The following is a 16300-nucleotide window of genomic DNA, read 5'->3' as shown; positions in this document are numbered from 1 at the left end:
GGCCACTTCTACATCCACAATGCCGACGATTCAGGCTTCGTCTGCGAGCGCGCCTGACTTCTTCAACAGCCTGCTAGATGCCCTGGACTTCCCGTAAACGCAGAATGGACGCGCCTGTCCCGGCACGGCCATTCAGTCAGATCTTATCGCAAATCACACGTCCGGCTGCTTGAAAGTCCGCATATAACAACGCGACTTCTGACCGAAACCGCTCGGGGTGCAGACGTAGGGGTTGCTGTGCAGGTACTGGAAGAACGAGATCTTGTGCACCGTCGTGGGGTTCTTGTTATACCGGACCATGCCGTTGACCCGGTATTTGACCAGATAGACAGTTCGCGTTTCCTCGCGGGACTTGCGAACTTCTCCCGCCTGCGCGCTCGTCCCGGCTACCAGTGAGAGCCCGAGACCGAACGCGACCGCCGCGCCCCACTTCAAACAATTCGAGAAATTCATTTTCCACCCCCAAGTCTCGTCTTTGAAGTGGATTTCGCACGGCCGGTCATAAAATTCCGGCCGAAATATCATTAAAATTGTCAGCGTATCCTCGAGTACGACAGTAACTGCGTTCACCAGCGCTCCCTAGGGTCGTTCGGGTGCTGCCCACCCGCACATATGTTGATTGTGCTGAATGCGTCTGCTTCGCCAGTACTCGACGCGAGTTGACCTTTTCCTTCCCGGCTCCGAGCCGCGGGGTAGCGCACGCAAGGCATATGTGAGGGCTGCCGCGTTCTCGGATTTGGCCCGGAACAATCACGCGCCCGGGCGCTTAGAGCTGAACTGAAGCCGCACTGCATCGCGATCGCCTCGATTGCCGCCATGTTCGCCAACGGGCTTGCCCGTCGGGCAGTTTATAGCCATGGCGCGCCCTGTCCCAGTTTGTGTAATGCCACGGCGAAGTAATTGATACCGGGAACAAATTAGCAGTTCGAAAGTTCGCGACAACGCGAGAGAAGGAGCAACCGCTCCCGAGCCGGTTGGTCGAAGGCCTGCTTTCGTTACAGGGTCACGCGCATGAAGATTGCCCAGATCGCCCCCCTGACTGAGTCCGTGCCACCCAAGCTCTATGGCGGGACCGAGCGCATCGTTTCACATTTAACGGAAGAGCTGGTTCGAAGGGGCCATGACGTGACGCTGTTCGCGAGCGGCGATTCACGTACGTCGGCCGAACTGGTGCCTTGTTGCGATGTTGCGCTACGCTTTAACCCGAATGCAAGGAGTCCGATTCCTTACCACGTGATGATGCTTGAACAGGTCCGCAGACGGGCGGACGAATTCGACGTGCTGCATTTCCACGTCGATGTTCTCCATTTTCCGATAATTAGAGAGTTCGTGCAGCGAACCGTTACCACGCTTCATGGCCGGCTCGACCTTCCGGACCTGGCGCAGCTATACGCAATGTTCAACGATCTTCCACTGGTCTCAATTTCAGATGACCAGCGCCGGCCCATGCCGCCGGTCAATTGGCTTGGAACGGTCTATCACGGCCTGCCGAACGACATCCTGCCATTCCGGCCGAAAGCCTCTGGATACCTCGCGTTCCTCGGCCGCATATCACCCGAAAAGGGACCGGAAGCCGCCATAGAAATCGCCGCGCGCGCTGGAATGCCGCTGAAGATCGCGGCGAAAATCGACGCAGTGGACCGGTCATTTTGGAGCGACAGGGTCGAACCCCAGGTGCTTCGGCATTCGAATGTCGAGTTCATTGGCGAGATTGATGAGCGTAAGAAGGCGGAATTTTTGGGCAACGCGGCAGCGCTGCTGTTTCCGATCGATTGGCCGGAGCCATTCGGCCTCGTGACGATCGAGGCGATGGCGTGCGGTACGCCCGTGGTTGCATTCAACCGGGGAGCCGTTCCGGAGGTGATCGATCACGGCGTCTCCGGACTGATAGTAGAAGGCATTGACGAAGCCGTCGACGCTGTGCGGCGGATAGGCAGTCTCGATCGCGCACGGGTGCGGAACACTTTTGAAAAGCGGTTCACCGTCGGGCGCATGTGCAGCGACTATCTGGGGATCTACCGCTTGCCAGCATGCGACGAGCAATTTTCGCTCCGCTCGCGAAACGGGTTCGCCGAAAACGCGGCTGAGATAGCCAGCACTTTTTAACAGCATCGCTTGAGACGAGTGGCGATTAGAATCGCCGGGTTCCCGCCGCATTCGATCAGGTCGAGCAGCGGAAGCTTCGTCGAATATCCGCCAAAATTTCAATGACGCTCTCGGGATCGCGGGCATCGCAGCATCGATGCGCAATACTGTTGAGAGGGGATGGTCGGGCGCAGGCACATTGGATGGCGCCCGCATCGGCGGCTGAACAGGAGGGATGAGATGAGCATCGAAGTCGAAGAACGTAAGCTTGATCCAGCGGTCGCTCTCCCCGCACTCGATGAATCGGCACCGCGCGAGCCGCATAGGCAATTTGCGCTGAAGCATGAAGACTGCTTCGTCGTCGCCGACAGCTATGGCGACATACGCGGCAGCGGCGACGGACTTTTCCGCGACGATACGCGAGTGCTGTCGCGTTTCCGGCTGTTCATAGGCGGCCGCATGCCGTCATTGCTCGGAGCCTCGCTGTCGCAGGACAATATCCTATTCTCCGCCAATCTCACAAATCTGGCCACCATCGGGCCCGACGGTAGTGAAACGCTGCCTGGGGTCGTGCACATCGAGAGGACCAGATTCATCTGGCATGACCGCATGTACGAGCGTGTCACTTTCACGAATTACTCCGCGCGTGAGGTGTTGTTGCCGGTCCGGTTCGACTTCGATGCCGATTTCCGTGACATGTTCGAGGTGCGCGGCACGACGCGCAGCCGGCGCGGTCGCGCACATGATGCCTTGGTCGGCGCGTCAGGCGTGACATTTCGCTACGAGGGCCTCGACAATTTGGCGCGCCAATCCGTCATCGCGTTTTCGATCAGGCCCGACCAGATCCATCCCCACCATGCAGAGTTTCTCATTCTGGTCGGGAGACATGATAGAAAGGCGCTGTATCTGGAAGTTGGTCAGAACGAAGAAGTCCCGTCCAGTGACCGGTTCCGCGCCGCCGCCGCGCGGGCGCGATTTGCAATGCGCTCAAAGCGTCGGCAAGGCGCCACTGTTTTCAGCTCCGGCCGGGTGTTCAATGATTGGCTCACACGCACACGTGCCGACATTGCCCTGCTGACCACCGATCTGGAAACCGGGCCATATCCGTACGCCGGTATTCCCTGGTTCTCGACGGCCTTCGGCCGCGACGGCGTCATTTCCGCCCTGCAAATGCTGTGGCTCAACCCCGAGCTTGCTCGCGGCGTGCTGGCGTTCCTTGCCCGCTATCAATCGATGGAGACCTCTGTGTTCGACGATGCCGAGCCAGGCAAGATCATGCATGAAACGCGCAAGGGGGAGATGGCTGTCCTGCGCGAGCTGCCATTCGGCCGCTACTACGGCGGCGTCGACACCACTCCACTCTATGTCTACCTGGCTTGGTCCTATGCCGATCGCACGGGCGATGACGAGTTCGTCAACCGCATGTGGGATTCGCTGTGCGCGGCAATCGGGTGGATGGAGGAAGTCGGCGCCGGCAACAGCGACGGTTTCGTGACCTATAACAGGGCAGCGGACACGGGCCTCTTCAACCAGGGCTGGAAGGACAGCGCCGACGCCATATTCCATGTCGACGGCAAAATACCTCGAGGTCCGATCGCGCTGGTCGAGGTGCAAGGCTACGTCTTCGCAGCCTATCAAGGCATGGCTGCCTTGGCGGCCAAGCGCGGAGACGCCGCCAAGGCGGCGCACTGGAGCGCCATGGCAGAAAGAATACGCAGCGCAGTGGAGGCCCGGTTCTGGATGCCGGACCGCGATTTCTACGCTTTGGCAATCGATGGAGAAGGCAGGCAATGCGCGGTGCGCGCCTCCAACGCGGGTCACCTGCTCTATGTTGGGCTGCCGTCGGCAGAACGGGCGAAATCAATCGCCGAGCAGTTGCTGTCGGGGCATCTGCACAGCGGTTGGGGCGTTCGCACATTGGCCGACGACGAGATTCCGTTCAATCCGATGTCTTACCATAACGGCTCGATCTGGCCGCACGACACCGCCATCTGTGCCGCCGGGCTAGCCCGCTACCAGGAGCGCACCAGCGTCGTGAAGCTTATGAGCAGCATGTTCGAGGCGGCCGTCCGCTTCAATATGCGGCTTCCGGAGCTGTTCTGTGGCTTTACGCGGGCCATCGGGGATGCGCCGATTGCCTATCCCGTCGCCTGTCTGCCGCAGGCATGGTCGGCCGGTTCCGCGTTCATGATGCTGCAGGCCTGCCTGGGAATCCGCATCGACGGTTGGAAGCGCGAGATCAATGTCGAACGGCCGCGGTTGCCGATAGGCATCGACAACATCGTCATCCGGCACCTAACCGTGGGCGAGGCGAAGATCGACCTCAATTTCCAACGCGTCGGCGACCGGGTCGTCTGCTATCTCGACGAACGGCACGAGGGTCTTGTGCCACTGGTCGTTCGCTCCTAGCAACCCGGGTAGCAGGGTCTGCCATCTATGTTCACTGGGCGTTCAGGTGCTGCTGGTGAGGTCTCGCGGGAACCTCTTGAACCGAAAAGAGCTCCTTCCAATCTTTTCTCTTGGTCTCCAGCCGAGCGTGCAGGTGTTCGAACATTACCGGTGCATTTGGGGAACGACCAACGGGTCAGTTGTTGAAGGGGAGGTCACTATGGAAAGTGATGCTTTCAAGCAGCCGGTTTTCGTAAGGGAGGATGGCTACATCCAAAAGATCGACTGCCTGATGGATGCCATTGAGTTCTTGGAAGAGTGGCCTGTGGAGAGACGCGGCCTGCTTCACGCGGCGGCCTGCGAAGCGTGCTACTCGGCTTATGACGGTCGCAAACCGGTCGAGGCCGCACACAAGGCCTCTATGACTTGGGCCCGCAAGGTTGGCGTGATCGAGGACGTGCCCACAGCGCCGCCGTGGATGACTGGGCCAAAGATCAGCAACGCATACCTCTTGTGAGGGGCGCGAAAGGACGCTTCATCAGACGCAGCTTGCGACGAAACGTGCCGGAGCCAAACGCCGCGTCAGGGGGCGCGTCTATGGGACCTCGGCCGAGCCCCTCTTCCCATCCCAAATAACCGGGGTTGAGTGACGGACGCCGCGCGGCTGGAAACGCTGTGGGTTCGGCCGGACGACTTCGCCCCTCTCATGGAAGTTCGATCTCGCCGGCCACCACGTGGTTGAGGTCGGTGCCTTCCGCCGTCAGAGTCATGCGGACCTTCAACCTCTTGCCGCCGATTTGCCCGTCGCGCACCGTCTCCTCGATCTTGCGCTGGGAGGTGACGCCGACTTCCTTCAGGAACTTGCGGATCGACATGTTGAATGCATCTTCGCTCACGGCGGAACTCCTCTCCTGTCCGACCGGGATCTTAAGGGAAGGCAAAGCATCAAGGAAGCAGGACGGTTCCGTGCCCCATAGGACTGGATCCCGAGCCCGAAGGAGCGCCGGGTTCGGCGATTGGAAGGTATGGAACCGTGATCGGCCTCCGCTATCGCTGGGTTGCCAAGGCAGAATAGGTTTCCTGAGCAACAATGCGGCCCGGCGAGCGTTGGGGTCTGTCGAATGGGCGAGAGCCCATGACCAGGTTCTATTTTCCACATCGATAACGGTACTTTCATTCCCGATCCCGATGGGTCGATCTCCCGGATTTGGGTGCGGCGCGACTGGAAACGGTGCGTGCTGCTGGCGAGATGACAAACGACAAAAAGCTGTCGTTCTGGCAGGATCCAAGCCAAATACGCCAGCCTCAGCCACTCACCCGTTGCAGGAAGTCGGAAGTATCAGCTCTCGCTACAATGCCATGGAAACCTGGCGGCCTGCCGGCGCCCCCACCGTCCAGAAATCGGCTTCTTGACGCACGCTTCCGCGGCATTTCTCACTCGATTTTCATTTAGTATCGATCACATTGAGGCAATTATCGGAGAGCCCGACTGATCGTTTTCATACGGCGCCCTTCGCCGGGGGCTGTCGGTCCCGCATCCCGCCTTACGGCGGCGCTATGCTGATGCTCCTTCGGCCGCCCTGTTGAACCGGTCTCAGGGCCACGAACCTGCTTCGGCACCGAACTGACTTGTTGGGGCTTATGGACATTTCGGTGCCTCCACTTTGTACGCCCTTTTCACATTGGTCGGGCGAGCAGTGGGCTCTCCCGAGGGAGAGGCCGAGAAGGGCGGAATTTTGAGCGACGGGTGACGAGGGAAGAGAGGAGCAAAGGCCCGGTGCGTGCAGTCGTCGCGGAAGCAGAGTGTCGCCGAGAGCGGCGGCGGCAAATCGTGCCGCTTGCGCGCCAAGGCCGGCAAGGAAAGCTGCGCCGCGGCGCAACCCCCACCATCACGGCGGTGCATGCCGCGCCCTTGCCCGCCTTGCTCTTCGCGGCCTCCTGTTCCTGCCCAATTGCTTGGGCGAGAACCGAACAGAAAGGAGGCGCTGCAAAGGTGCGGGCGAAAATGGAAAAAGCAGAACTTGAAAGACTGAAGGACAAGATACCCTGCGCTGCAGTGCTGGAGCGCGCGGGGTTCGCCCTGGACATCAAGGAGAGCACGCGCAACGCGATGAAATATCGCCGAGGGGCTCGATCATCATTGTCATTCATGGCGGCAAGGGCTGGTTCGACCCGCTCGGCGACGGCAAAGGCGATGTCTTTCGCCTGGTCCAATATCTTGAAAAGGTGCCGTTCGTCGAAGCGACGGCCGAGGCTCTAACCGCCGCTGGATGACAGTTCAGTGGCAGGTCAGATGGCCACGAAATCTGGATCCATGCGTGGGTCGGCTGAGCCGCGGCCCGCATTCCGACACCAGGATGCGTACTCATAAAGTCGGTTTCTATAAGTCGGCCACCTAGTGTCTGCTTCTCCCCCACAGCGGCGCGGGAGCGGGCATCGCGCCACTTCGCCTTCGGGCCACACGCGGCCCTGTCGCCTTAGGTTGCGTCAGAAGACGCAAGGTGCAGCCCTCGACGGGGCATGCTATCGTGGTCACCGCCGTCCTTAGGAAATCCACACCATGAAGCGCATCGGGATCATCGTCGCTGGCTCGGCCTATCCAATGGATGGCTTCAAGTTGGGACTTCGGGACCTCGGATGGATCGAGGACGAAGCAATCCGTTTCGAACTTCGAGCAGCCGAGGGACAATTGCATCTGCTGCCCAAGTTCGCCCTCGAAATGGTCAGCCTTGGCGTTGATCTTATCGCCGTCATTGGGGCCGTGACAGTGCGAGCGGTTCGGCAAGCGACCTCGACGATCCCCATAGTGTTCGCGGTCGTTGTCGAGCCGCTCGGCGACGGATTAGCCTCCAACTTGGGGCACCCCGGCGGGAACGTCACCGGAGTAACTACCTTCGATCCGGAGCAGGGCACGGCGCAATTGCAGTTCCTAAAGGCGCTCAATCCTAACCTTGAGCGGGTCGCTATATTGAGTGACCTCGGCGTTTCAGACTGCATGTCGACTTCGAACAGGGATGCAGCTCGCGGTCTGAGGATTCAGCCACAAGTCATCCGAGTCGAAGCCCCTTCTCCCGAATATGAAAAAGCCTTTGAGGCCATGGAGGGCGAGTGCGCGCAGGCGCTGGTCGTGCTGGAAGAGCCGATCAATCAAGCCTGCAGGAAGCAGATCGCCGAGCTAGCGATAGCCCACCGGTTGCCATCCGTTTTTCCCGTATCAATGCTCGACGCCGGCGGGCTGATTGCTTATGGGACCAGTCTTCGCGACGCGGCGCGGCAGATGGCACAATACGCCGATACAATCTTGCGTGGCGGCAATCCAAGCGAGTTGCCCATCAGGGCGGCCTTGTCGCACGAGCTTGTGATCAACCTCCAGACGGCTGGGCAGCTTGGCGTAACCGTTCCATCCGAAGTGCTTGCGAAGGCGAACCAAGTTATCCGGTGAATCGTGAAAGGCGCCGACGGCGGATGATCCGTTGGCGGACTCGAAGTCTGCCGTGGGCCACGAACGACTAAAATCAAAGTGAGCATAACGCGTCCGCTTTCGGGCGCATCGCGACAAAGCGCTGCTTGGCCGGGCATGTTGAGCCCACCTGATGGCTTTCCTGGAGCGGGTGCGGATCTTCCCCGATCAACCCGCAACGGGTCGGCTGCGTTTCATAGCTTTATTGAATCGGAAGGTATTCCGGCTAGACGAGGGCCACAACCTCATCTGGTCCCGCCCCAACCGCCGCAACGGCGAGTAACAGCTAGCAAGCCCGTCCGGCCTCGGTCGGATGGGCTTCGGCGCCCGACATCGGGCTTCAGCAATGAAAACACGATCAACTGCTCTTTCGCAACAGAATTCCATTGTCGGGCAGTACTTCAATTCCAGCCGGGCGGAATAGGTTGACCCGCATCATCTGGGCTATGCCGCGCGCGTCATTGCGATGTGTCTTGTTCGGCTGCGCCTTCAGGAATGCTTTCACATGTCGTGTTTCGATGCAGATGACTGGTAGCCCGGCCCTGGCCAGCCCCTCGAATAGCCACTGCGACAAGGGCCCTGCTTCGAGCCCGACCCGTTCCACGTTCCAAGTCGAGTCCTTCAGCACCGCAATCATATCGTCAGGGTGGCTGACCACCTTCACCTCATGACAAATCCTGCCGGTTTCGTCGCCAACGCAAACGGCGGTTTCCTTCACCGAGATATCGAGGCCAACAAAATGCTTCATGTTGCGCTTCCTTTCCTGATGCTGTGGCTGTTTGGACAGACAAAGTTATCATCAGCTCGAAGCGCAACACCTCCTTGCATCACCGTTGAAGATGGGGTTCGAGCCGAATACCCCATCTGATTCCGACAATACCACGACTTTGCCTTCCGTCACGCTTGGACGGGAGATGCAATCTCCGTTGACCCAAGAGCGTGCCGGGCTTTCAGTCCAAACTCCGTTGTCACGCGATCCCGCACTTCTCCTGTGCCTCGTCTGGATTGACGCCCATGTTGAGATGCTGGCTTCCTGCATCCGGCAGCAGCAAGAGGAGGAGAGCCTCTTGGAGCGCGGCGCATTCTTGCCCACCGGTCCAGTTATTGGGCACGGGGAGGGTACTAGCGCCGACTGCGACGATCTCGATGGCCGGGAAGAGGATGCGGCGGACAAGGCCGACGCCCTCTTGGCTGAGATTGCCGCGACGCCCGCACAGTCGTTGGCGGGTGTGATCGCCAAGCTTGCGGTCGTGGTTCGAGAAGCGAAGGACAACACCGATCTTTGCGAATTTCCGCTTCCGCAGATCCGCTCTGCATTGGCCGACCTGCGGCGTCTCGCTGATGACGCGATATGCGACCAGCCGGCCGGCTGGCCCGGCGGCGACCAATCGATCGGCTCTCTGCTCGAGCAGCCCGCCTCATCGTTCGCGGCCTGGCGCGCCTTCAGCGCGTGGAGCCAAGGCGACGACGAGGCCTATCGCAGCTGGACAGAGACGTTCAAGACACTAAAGGGCGCGAGCCAATAGGTATCGCAAACGTCGTGTTTACGGGAGGGCCTCGAGCGTTCTGTGAGCGGCGGATTGATCTTCACGTTACGAGACGTCCGAGCAATGGGCGCACCCGCCCGTTCCCGTTGTCACAGCCCTCTGTTCTCCCTTTGGTGTCGGTGTTCCGGAAACGTGGAACCAATTGTCGACGAACAGATTCTCTTGCGGAGTGAATGCCTCAATCCAACAAGGGAGCGCGTCATGGGAAGCACATCGGACAAGGTTAAGGGCAACGCCAACGAAGTCGCCGGAAAGGCGCGCCAGGCCGTCGGCAATGCCGTGGAGAATCACGAGGAACAGGCCAAGGGCAAGGTTCAGGAAACCAAGGGCAAGGCGCAGGTCGCCAAGGGCCAGGTCAAGGACGCGGTGAAGAAGGTCGTCGACAAGGCCTGATTGTCAAGTATTCAACCGTGAACAAGCCCGCGGCGACGGGGGCTTTTTCTTTTGGGGTTTGCTGGCGCTGCAAGGAGAAGTCCAAGGACATCAGCGATCTCGTCATCGACATGGAGAGCGTCGCGGTCAGCAAGGCTGATACCAAAGTGGAAGATGTGCCCGCCAAGAAGGCGATCCTGGGCGAGGCCTATATCGCCCGCAGTGGCAAGACCGGAGCGCCTGATCGCTTTGTCTCAAAAGGGCAAGGTGCTGTTGACCCTCTTCACCGCCCAGTGAGGCGATCATGACGCGGGACATGCTCGGCCAAGCGGCCCTTCATTTATCGTCCTTGTAGGTTTCGCAGCCTCGTCGATCTTGCGCCAGTCGCTCACCGTGACGGCGCACCAGCTCTCGCGCCTGGGCCGGTGAAATGTCATGCACTTCGACGACGTGTTTGACCTCGGCGTCCTCACCTTCAGCGGTCGACTGCGGATCCTTTTTGACGCACGCGCCGCCGATCCGATGCGTGCCGTTGGTGCGCCGCCCCGCTGATCTTGTGTCTCACTTGAGGGGAGATCCGCGGGCGTTGTCAGCCAACCGTTGACGTCACCCCGGCCGAGTCGAAGGCTTTGCGGATCGCCATAATCCTTTCAGCGCGGAGAATGCGCCTCCCGCTCTCAAAGTCGCGGATCGTGGCTTCGCTGAGATTCTACTTCGCAGTCAGGCGGACCCGAGGCCACTCGAGCAGCGCGCGAGCAGCCCGGCAATAGGCCGGGGTGAACTCCCGCCGGTTGGCATCCTCGGCTTCTCCGGTTTCGTGTGGCTCCGTCATGGGAAGATGAACATTCAGCGACGCTAAAATGTTCCGAAACGCGGCAAAGGCTGAGCGGCTTTCCACGCAAGCCGCCCAGCAGCATATGCATCGCAATAATTCTCGCTTGATCGCTCGGCGCCGGGATACGCGCGCGTCGATCCGTCAATGACGGAATCCAAGGATTTCGCTCAACGCCGCGTCCTCCTATCAAATCATCGAGAAGGGAAGGATGCGGATGAAGCCGGATACATCGCAGTGGCGCGACCCACAGGCATATGCATTCATCAAAGGCGCAGCCGCCGATGAGATTGCCTGGGAGTTCCTGCGACGCAATCCGCAATATCAGCAGGACTTCGCAACCTCCCGCTCGGCTGAGGGGATGCGCGCATTACGAAAGCGCTGGGGTTTGCAATTTCGCAGCCCGGCCGGATCAGTCCGCGGTCGAGCAGCCCATCTATTGGGCGCCTCAGATTAACCCCGCGGTCGTCAACCTTGTCGAGGTTCCGTCCGAACTGCGAACGGGGAGCAGCGCCTCCGGCGTCCCCCTGGCCGCGGACCGGCGTGACGAGGTCGGCCTTCACATCCGATCTGGCGGCCCACAACTGGCGCTTCTTGGCGACGCCAAGCAAGGCGAATTGCTTGCCGCCATCATTCCGCTCGACGATATGGCGCACGACCGGCTGCAGGCCATCGAACGGTTCATCCGCTCCCATTCACAGGCAACACCTTCCCGACGCGCGGTTGACCGCGGCCCAGCGCCGGCGCCTTGGGCACATGCTGCGATGCCTCGATGGTCGGGAAGAGCAGGCATCCCATTTTGAAGTTGCAACCGCCTTGTTCGGTCGGCGACTGGTCAGCGCCGCCGACTGGCACGACTCGGCTTTTCGTTATCAGACGCATCGCTTAGTTCGCGACGGCCTGAAGATGGTCGAGCGCGGGTATCGCCAATTGCTTCGCGCGCGACGACGTCATTCCTGAAAGGGTTCCGACGCCTAGTTCACTTAACGCGTTTTCCGCGAGCCCACGGTTCCGATCCTGAATTGAATGGCGTCTTTGTGCCGCCTTCCGGCCGCTGAGGTCAGCTCTGCTGGTCACCTAGCGGACGGTACCAGGCCATGGCTCGTTCGTTGAAGCTCTGACCCGAAGCAGCGAGAGGCGATGATCGAACTCAGGCATCACGCCTTCGGGCAATAATCTCGACCGGCGCAATCTGGCCCGCTGAAATACTTTCGACCATGTTTCGGACCATCTGCGGCCGCCGCGCTCCCATAAGTGTCTGGATCCCCAGTACCGTCTGCCCTGTGGCCGCCTGGGCGCGCTGCCGCGCGAAATGGTCAAGCGCAACATCGCGCCGCTCGCGTTCCGACACCATCTCGAACCCTGCCGCGGAAAGCGCGTCGCGGTACTGCTCTGGCGTGGCGATCGCGTTGGTATCTGCCGTACTCGCCCATGGCAGCGGATAGGATAGCTCGCCGGCTCCGGTGCGCATGACGTCGAAGACACCGAAACGCGCACCCGCCCGCAGGACCCGCGCTGCCCCCGAAAATAGCGCCCCTTTGTCGGCAATGTTCATTCCGACGTGCAACATATATGCGGCAGTGAACGATCCATCTGCGAAGGGGAGCGCCAAAGCATCGCCTTGCTGCAATGAGACACCGTCCGCGAGATGCAGCCAGCCGGAGAGGACGTTGCCGGCTTCGACGTAGTCGCGAGTGAGGTCGATGCCGGTCACCTGGCAGCGGTAGCGCGCAGCGATCTGTCTGGCCGGGCCACCCAGGCCGCAGCCGATGTCGAGCACTCGATCCTCGGCGGTGAGCGCAAGTTGCCCAGCCAACTCTCCCGTGGCCGCGCGGCCGCCAATGTGAAACTCGTCTACCGGCGAGAGATCCTCGGCGGTGACCGTGCTTTCGGACTTCCCCATGGCGGCAAGACCATCGCGAATATATCCGATCAGAGTGCCTCGCGCGTAGTGTTCAGCAACCTGTGAACCCGTCGCCGTTTCCATGTCATCGCCCCTTTTTGATGCCGGCTTCGCGGATCATCTCAGCCGACCATCAACATTCCCGAACTTGCTCGGCCCCACTATCATACCAGTCGATCCGATGAAGCCAAATGCGCCGACACACCCAGTGCGGCTATTGCCCAGCGAACATACAGGTTGGAAGACGGTCGAGCGCGGCTACGCCAAATTGCTGCGCGCGCGACCGCGTCATTCGCGAAATCGTTCCGACGCCGCCTGGTCCACTTATCCCGTTGCCTGTAGGCGCGGGCATACGATTCTGAAGTGAACGGGAGCTTTGCGCCTTCATCTCGGCCGTTGAGACAAACTTTGCTTCTGCCCGGAAGCAGATATCGCAGGTGACATGCTGGAAGTCGTGTTACGCCTGGAAGCAGACGATGCGGAGTGGATCCCATCCGCATTGCTAGGGTCGGGCATCCAGCCAGTCTCAACGCCTGGTTCGACGCCGACCAACTATTGGGCGCCGGGCGTCCATTCGGGCAACGGCGCCAGGCTGCGGTTGAACTGCTTCCACCACATGGTCTCATCAATCTCGCAGCAGGCACGAAGCATGGCGTGCGCTTTCTCGAAAGCCTGGGTGGCGAGATCATCGAATGTCATCCGCGCATCATATGGCACCGATACCACCAACTCCTGACCGGTCTGTGTGCCGCCTTCGTCAACCTGAAGATAAAGCCAAACGACGAAATGCGCGCCTTGGCCGCTCGCGTCCGCATTGCCGATCTTAATGCGGTCGATGCCTGCTGCGGTGACTTTCATGCCGGGCCCCTTCATTCGAGTTCACAATGAAGCTCAGAAGTCCGCTGCGATCATGAAGGTTCCGTAACCGTTGTCGTTATGGTGAAGAGCTGGTTAGGCACCCCTCGACCTTTCTTATGAACTTCACAAAGGTCGTTGAAAATCAGGAATTGCTGAAAATCAGGCCGACTGATCGCATCTAGCAGGCTGTTGAAAAGGTCACTCGCCGGCGTGTCATGAGCGTGATTCATTGGCTCCGAAGAGATTCGGAGGGTGCTGGTGCGCGCGGCGGTGACAATCGGACGGGTGAGCTGTTTAGCTACGTCGACCTCGAGGCGCGAGTTCGACGCGATCATCCGCTGCGAGCGATCCGTGAGATCGTGAACGAGGCGCTGGCTGCGTTGGAGCGTGAGTTCGCAGTGCTGTATTCGCCGATCGGACGGCCCTCGATCTCGCCGGAGAAGCTGCGGCGTGCAATGCTCTTGCAGGCGTTCTACTCGATCCGCTCGGAGCGGCTGTTGATGGAGCGGCTGGAGTACGACCTTCTGTTCCGCTGGTTCGTCGGCATCGGCGTCGACGATGCAGCGTAGGATCATTCGGTGTTCTCCAAGAGCCGTGACCGGCTGCTGGCGGGAGACATCGCGGCGAAGTTCCTGGCGGCGGAGATGGCGCAGTCGAAGGTGAAGAAGCTGCTGTCGACGGATCACTTCTCGGTCGACGGCACGCTGATCGAAGCGTGGGCGTCGATGAAGAGCGTCAAGCCGAAGGACGGCCCGGGCGAGCCGCCCGCTGAAGGCGGCGGGCGCAACGCCGAAGCGGACTTCCACGGTCAGAAGCGCTCGAATGACACCCATGCCTCGACCACCGATCCCGAGGCCAGGCTCTACCGCAAGGGCAAAGGCAAGGAGACCAAGCTGTGCTTCATGGGGCATGGGCTGATGGAGAACCGTCACGGCCTGCTGGTCGACGCCTGCCTGACGCCGGCCGACGGACATGCCGAGCGGGTGGCGGCGCTGCACATGGTCGAGCCTCGTGCCGACCGGCCGCAGGCGATCACGCTCGGTAAAGACAAGGCCTATAACACGGAGGACTTCGTCAACGAACTGCGCTCGATGAATGTGACGTCCCATGTGGCGCAGAACACCAGCGGCCGCAGTTCTGCGATCGATGGCCGCACGACGCGACACGGCGGCTATGCCGTCAGCCAGCGCCTCAGGAAGCGTATCGAGGAGGCATTTGGCTGGATCAAGACGATCGGCGGGCAGAGAAAGACCAGGTTCCGCGGCGGTGATCGCGTCGGATGGGCCTTCACCTTCGCGGCGGCCGCCTACAATCTGGTGCGGTTGCCAAAGCTCATGGCGGAGACCGGTTGATGGCCAAGGTTCCCGCCTTCGCAAAGGCATTCGCCGGCCGCTGGCGTATCGTCGAGATGGACGCCTGGGACAACGACTTCCTCGATCTCGTCGAAGAGGCGCATCTGACGTTCAAAGGCGCTGCAGACGGTGAGGTTGCCTTCGGCGCATTGAAGGGCTTCCTCGATGTTCGCTACGGCGCGCACGACGGCTCCGCCTGCGCGGAATTCTCTTGGGAAGGGCATGACGAGAACGACCCGGCCTGCGGCCCTGGATGGGTCATGATCGGAACTGCAGGCCGCCTCGTCGGTCACTTCTACATCCACAACGCCGACTCAGGCTTCGTCTGGGAGCGCGCCTGACTTCTTCAACAGCCTGCTAGTGCCGGACCACGGTGGACACCGTTGGTCGGTTTTCCTTTGAGGAGAGTGATCGCGGCCATCGGATGCAAAAAGAATACGGGCGACGCTCGCCCGTATTCTCATAACTAGCGATGCTAGGGCCAGTGCATCTGCCTGGACTTTTCGCTCGCTGCCTTTCAGCTTTCCGAGGCAGCGTTACTCCCTCGCATGGGTCAAAACGCGAAATACGGGCCAATGAGCAATCGCTTCACGTAGTCTGCTGAAAAGCTTCCCTTCCATGCCCATGGCAGACCGAACTTGAATGGCAGCCCATCCGGCTTTCATGGTCCCGCCGACATGGCAATGGCAGACGACAGCGTGCAACTGCCAATCCGTAAGCTCGAAGAAGCGTTTCGCTTCGCCATAGGTATCATTCTTCAATCCTTGCGCGCGCAATATCGGATCAGCGAAAGCGACGCTGAGCGCGGAGTCCAGGGATCGCGCCTTGTCACGCACGTCCAGGGTCATGTATTCCGTCCCGGGGAAGGCAGCGAGGCACCGCTCGGGATTTCGCTCGAGCAGCATGGCCCAATGTTCCAAACGCTGCCCTCGCGTCATAGCCGGAAAGGATACTTCGACTTTCGCGACCTCATGTAGTTCTTCAAGTGTCTGATGTTTCATGGCCGTCTCCTGTTGGCGAGGCGCTCTGCCTGCAGAATGCACAGGTCGGAGTGGGCCTCACTCGTCCCTATGCAGGCGAACCAGCAGTGCGTCGGGAAGTTCCAAGGGCGAGAAAATTTGGCAGTGTGCATTGCTTCAATTTCCCGCTGTCTCTGCCTTGGACCATCCCGCGTAACGAGCTACTGCGATGCTTCGACCAGCCGTCGCAGAATGGGTAATCCTTCAGGTCCTTGTGAGGCGTGAGATCCAACTCCCCTGGCACGCGCCGAAGCTGTTCTTCATCAATCGCTTTCTCGTGCCCCTTGACGACGCTTTGGTAGTGCCGCCAGATCAGGCCAGCCCCTCTCGCCGCATCTCTTTCGATGCGCGACGCAATTTGGTGGGCGTGCAGATAATGAAGCCGCAACTCGTCCAAGAGAGCTTTTTGGCCTGCTGCCGGTTTCGTGGACACCGAGATAAGGTGTTTGACGGAACTGGAGAGTGGGAATGCAAAGAAGGAAGT

General features: G+C 60.3%; 15 protein-coding genes and 4 pseudogenes. 12 read left to right on the top strand and 7 right to left on the bottom strand.

Annotated elements, in window-relative coordinates; genetic code table 11:
• Positions 1-153 precede the first annotated feature (153 nt).
• Positions 154-453: a hypothetical protein gene (locus P9272_RS34935; RefSeq protein WP_347404087.1), complete on the bottom strand. Its 300-nt coding sequence runs from the start codon at positions 451-453 to the stop codon at positions 154-156.
• 558 nt (positions 454-1011) lie between these two features.
• Between P9272_RS34935 and P9272_RS34930 the strand changes: the two genes are divergently transcribed.
• The 3 genes from P9272_RS34930 to P9272_RS34920 all read left to right on the top strand — a co-directional run bounded on the left by P9272_RS34930 (position 1012) and on the right by P9272_RS34920 (position 4990).
• Positions 1012-2106, top strand: coding sequence for a glycosyltransferase family 4 protein (locus tag P9272_RS34930; RefSeq protein ID WP_278164714.1), 1095 nt, complete (start codon positions 1012-1014; stop codon positions 2104-2106).
• 219 nt (positions 2107-2325) lie between these two features.
• The gene (locus P9272_RS34925; protein ID WP_278164712.1) at positions 2326-4494 is read left to right on the top strand and encodes an amylo-alpha-1,6-glucosidase; all 2169 of its coding nucleotides are present in this window, start codon (positions 2326-2328) and stop codon (positions 4492-4494) included.
• Positions 4495-4693: 199 nt separating this feature from the next.
• Entirely contained in the window at positions 4694-4990 is a 297-nt protein-coding gene (locus P9272_RS34920; protein ID WP_278164710.1) for a DUF982 domain-containing protein, read from the top strand.
• A 187-nt stretch (positions 4991-5177) separates the two neighbouring features.
• Here P9272_RS34920 and P9272_RS34915 read toward each other — a convergent pair whose 3' ends face one another.
• Positions 5178-5369, bottom strand: a complete 192-nt coding sequence (locus P9272_RS34915) for a DUF6494 family protein (RefSeq protein WP_278164708.1) — start codon at positions 5367-5369, stop codon at positions 5178-5180.
• 1109 nt (positions 5370-6478) lie between these two features.
• Between P9272_RS34915 and P9272_RS34910 the strand changes: the two are divergent.
• Both P9272_RS34910 and P9272_RS34905 read left to right on the top strand, forming a co-directional pair.
• Positions 6479-6717, top strand: a pseudogene (locus P9272_RS34910) (hypothetical protein); the annotation flags it as partial.
• Positions 6718-7033: 316 nt separating this feature from the next.
• Positions 7034-7915: an ABC transporter substrate-binding protein gene (locus tag P9272_RS34905; protein ID WP_278164706.1), complete on the top strand. Its 882-nt coding sequence runs from the start codon at positions 7034-7036 to the stop codon at positions 7913-7915.
• A 433-nt stretch (positions 7916-8348) separates the two neighbouring features.
• Here P9272_RS34905 and P9272_RS34900 read toward each other — a convergent pair.
• Positions 8349-8681 (bottom strand): annotated as a pseudogene (locus P9272_RS34900) (transposase); the annotation flags it as partial.
• A gap of 91 nt (positions 8682-8772) precedes the next feature.
• On the opposite strand from P9272_RS34900, the gene P9272_RS34895 reads away from it, so the two are divergent.
• The 5 genes from P9272_RS34895 (at position 8773) to P9272_RS34875 (ending at position 11644) form a co-directional block, all read left to right on the top strand.
• Positions 8773-9459 (top strand): hypothetical protein, encoded by a 687-nt coding sequence (locus P9272_RS34895; RefSeq protein ID WP_278164718.1) that lies wholly within the window; start codon positions 8773-8775, stop codon positions 9457-9459.
• 222 nt (positions 9460-9681) lie between these two features.
• Positions 9682-9873: a CsbD family protein gene (locus tag P9272_RS34890; protein ID WP_278164704.1), complete on the top strand. Its 192-nt coding sequence runs from the start codon at positions 9682-9684 to the stop codon at positions 9871-9873.
• Positions 9874-9890: 17 nt separating this feature from the next.
• Positions 9891-10160 carry a hypothetical protein gene (locus tag P9272_RS34885; protein ID WP_278164702.1) on the top strand — a complete coding sequence of 90 codons (270 nt, stop codon included), beginning with the start codon at positions 9891-9893 and terminating at the stop codon, positions 10158-10160.
• A 741-nt stretch (positions 10161-10901) separates the two neighbouring features.
• Entirely contained in the window at positions 10902-11141 is a 240-nt protein-coding gene (locus P9272_RS34880) for a DUF6499 domain-containing protein (protein ID WP_278164700.1), read from the top strand.
• 299 nt (positions 11142-11440) lie between these two features.
• Positions 11441-11644, top strand: a complete 204-nt coding sequence (locus P9272_RS34875; RefSeq protein WP_278164716.1) for a DUF2285 domain-containing protein — start codon at positions 11441-11443, stop codon at positions 11642-11644.
• Between the two features lie 190 nt (positions 11645-11834).
• Here P9272_RS34875 and P9272_RS34870 read toward each other — a convergent pair whose 3' ends face one another.
• Positions 11835-12671 (bottom strand): methyltransferase domain-containing protein, encoded by an 837-nt coding sequence (locus P9272_RS34870; protein WP_278164698.1) that lies wholly within the window; start codon positions 12669-12671, stop codon positions 11835-11837.
• A gap of 468 nt (positions 12672-13139) precedes the next feature.
• Positions 13140-13445, bottom strand: coding sequence for a hypothetical protein (locus P9272_RS34865; RefSeq protein WP_140547060.1), 306 nt, complete (start codon positions 13443-13445; stop codon positions 13140-13142).
• 215 nt (positions 13446-13660) lie between these two features.
• Here P9272_RS34865 and P9272_RS34860 point away from each other — a divergent pair.
• Positions 13661-14797 (top strand): annotated as a pseudogene (locus tag P9272_RS34860) (IS5 family transposase).
• Positions 14797-15138 carry a hypothetical protein gene (locus tag P9272_RS34855; RefSeq protein ID WP_278164694.1) on the top strand — a complete coding sequence of 114 codons (342 nt, stop codon included), beginning with the start codon at positions 14797-14799 and terminating at the stop codon, positions 15136-15138. The pseudogene P9272_RS34860 and the gene P9272_RS34855 overlap by 1 nt, the downstream one beginning before the upstream one ends.
• Before the next feature lie 195 nt (positions 15139-15333).
• Here the strand turns inward: P9272_RS34855 and P9272_RS34850 are convergent, their stop codons facing one another.
• A complete protein-coding gene (locus P9272_RS34850) occupies positions 15334-15798 on the bottom strand; it encodes a hypothetical protein (RefSeq protein WP_278164692.1) in 465 nt (154 codons plus the stop codon).
• 67 nt (positions 15799-15865) lie between these two features.
• Positions 15866-16300, bottom strand: a pseudogene (locus tag P9272_RS34845) (hypothetical protein); the annotation flags it as partial.

Origin of the sequence: Mesorhizobium sp. WSM4976 (assembly GCF_029625685.1) — a bacterium.
In the GTDB taxonomy this organism is placed as follows: domain Bacteria; phylum Pseudomonadota; class Alphaproteobacteria; order Rhizobiales; family Rhizobiaceae; genus Mesorhizobium.
This window is presented reverse-complemented; position numbering and strand designations above follow the sequence as displayed.

What these genes read in the sequence shown, in the direction of transcription:
- P9272_RS34925 (WP_278164712.1), top strand. Translation starts at nt 2,326, where the DNA reads ATGAGCATCGAAGTCGAAGAACGTAAGCTTGATCCAGCGGTCGCTCTC.
- P9272_RS34920 (WP_278164710.1), top strand. Translation starts at nt 4,694, where the DNA reads ATGGAAAGTGATGCTTTCAAGCAGCCGGTTTTCGTAAGGGAGGATGGC.
- P9272_RS34880 (WP_278164700.1), top strand. Translation starts at nt 10,902, where the DNA reads ATGAAGCCGGATACATCGCAGTGGCGCGACCCACAGGCATATGCATTC.
- P9272_RS34865 (WP_140547060.1), bottom strand. Translation starts at nt 13,445, where the DNA reads ATGAAAGTCACCGCAGCAGGCATCGACCGCATTAAGATCGGCAATGCG.
- P9272_RS34905 (WP_278164706.1), top strand. Translation starts at nt 7,034, where the DNA reads ATGAAGCGCATCGGGATCATCGTCGCTGGCTCGGCCTATCCAATGGAT.
- P9272_RS34875 (WP_278164716.1), top strand. Translation starts at nt 11,441, where the DNA reads ATGCTGCGATGCCTCGATGGTCGGGAAGAGCAGGCATCCCATTTTGAA.
- P9272_RS34930 (WP_278164714.1), top strand. Translation starts at nt 1,012, where the DNA reads ATGAAGATTGCCCAGATCGCCCCCCTGACTGAGTCCGTGCCACCCAAG.
- P9272_RS34855 (WP_278164694.1), top strand. Translation starts at nt 14,797, where the DNA reads ATGGCCAAGGTTCCCGCCTTCGCAAAGGCATTCGCCGGCCGCTGGCGT.
- P9272_RS34895 (WP_278164718.1), top strand. Translation starts at nt 8,773, where the DNA reads ATGGGGTTCGAGCCGAATACCCCATCTGATTCCGACAATACCACGACT.
- P9272_RS34935 (WP_347404087.1), bottom strand. Translation starts at nt 453, where the DNA reads ATGAATTTCTCGAATTGTTTGAAGTGGGGCGCGGCGGTCGCGTTCGGT.
- P9272_RS34850 (WP_278164692.1), bottom strand. Translation starts at nt 15,798, where the DNA reads ATGAAACATCAGACACTTGAAGAACTACATGAGGTCGCGAAAGTCGAA.
- P9272_RS34870 (WP_278164698.1), bottom strand. Translation starts at nt 12,671, where the DNA reads ATGGAAACGGCGACGGGTTCACAGGTTGCTGAACACTACGCGCGAGGC.
- P9272_RS34890 (WP_278164704.1), top strand. Translation starts at nt 9,682, where the DNA reads ATGGGAAGCACATCGGACAAGGTTAAGGGCAACGCCAACGAAGTCGCC.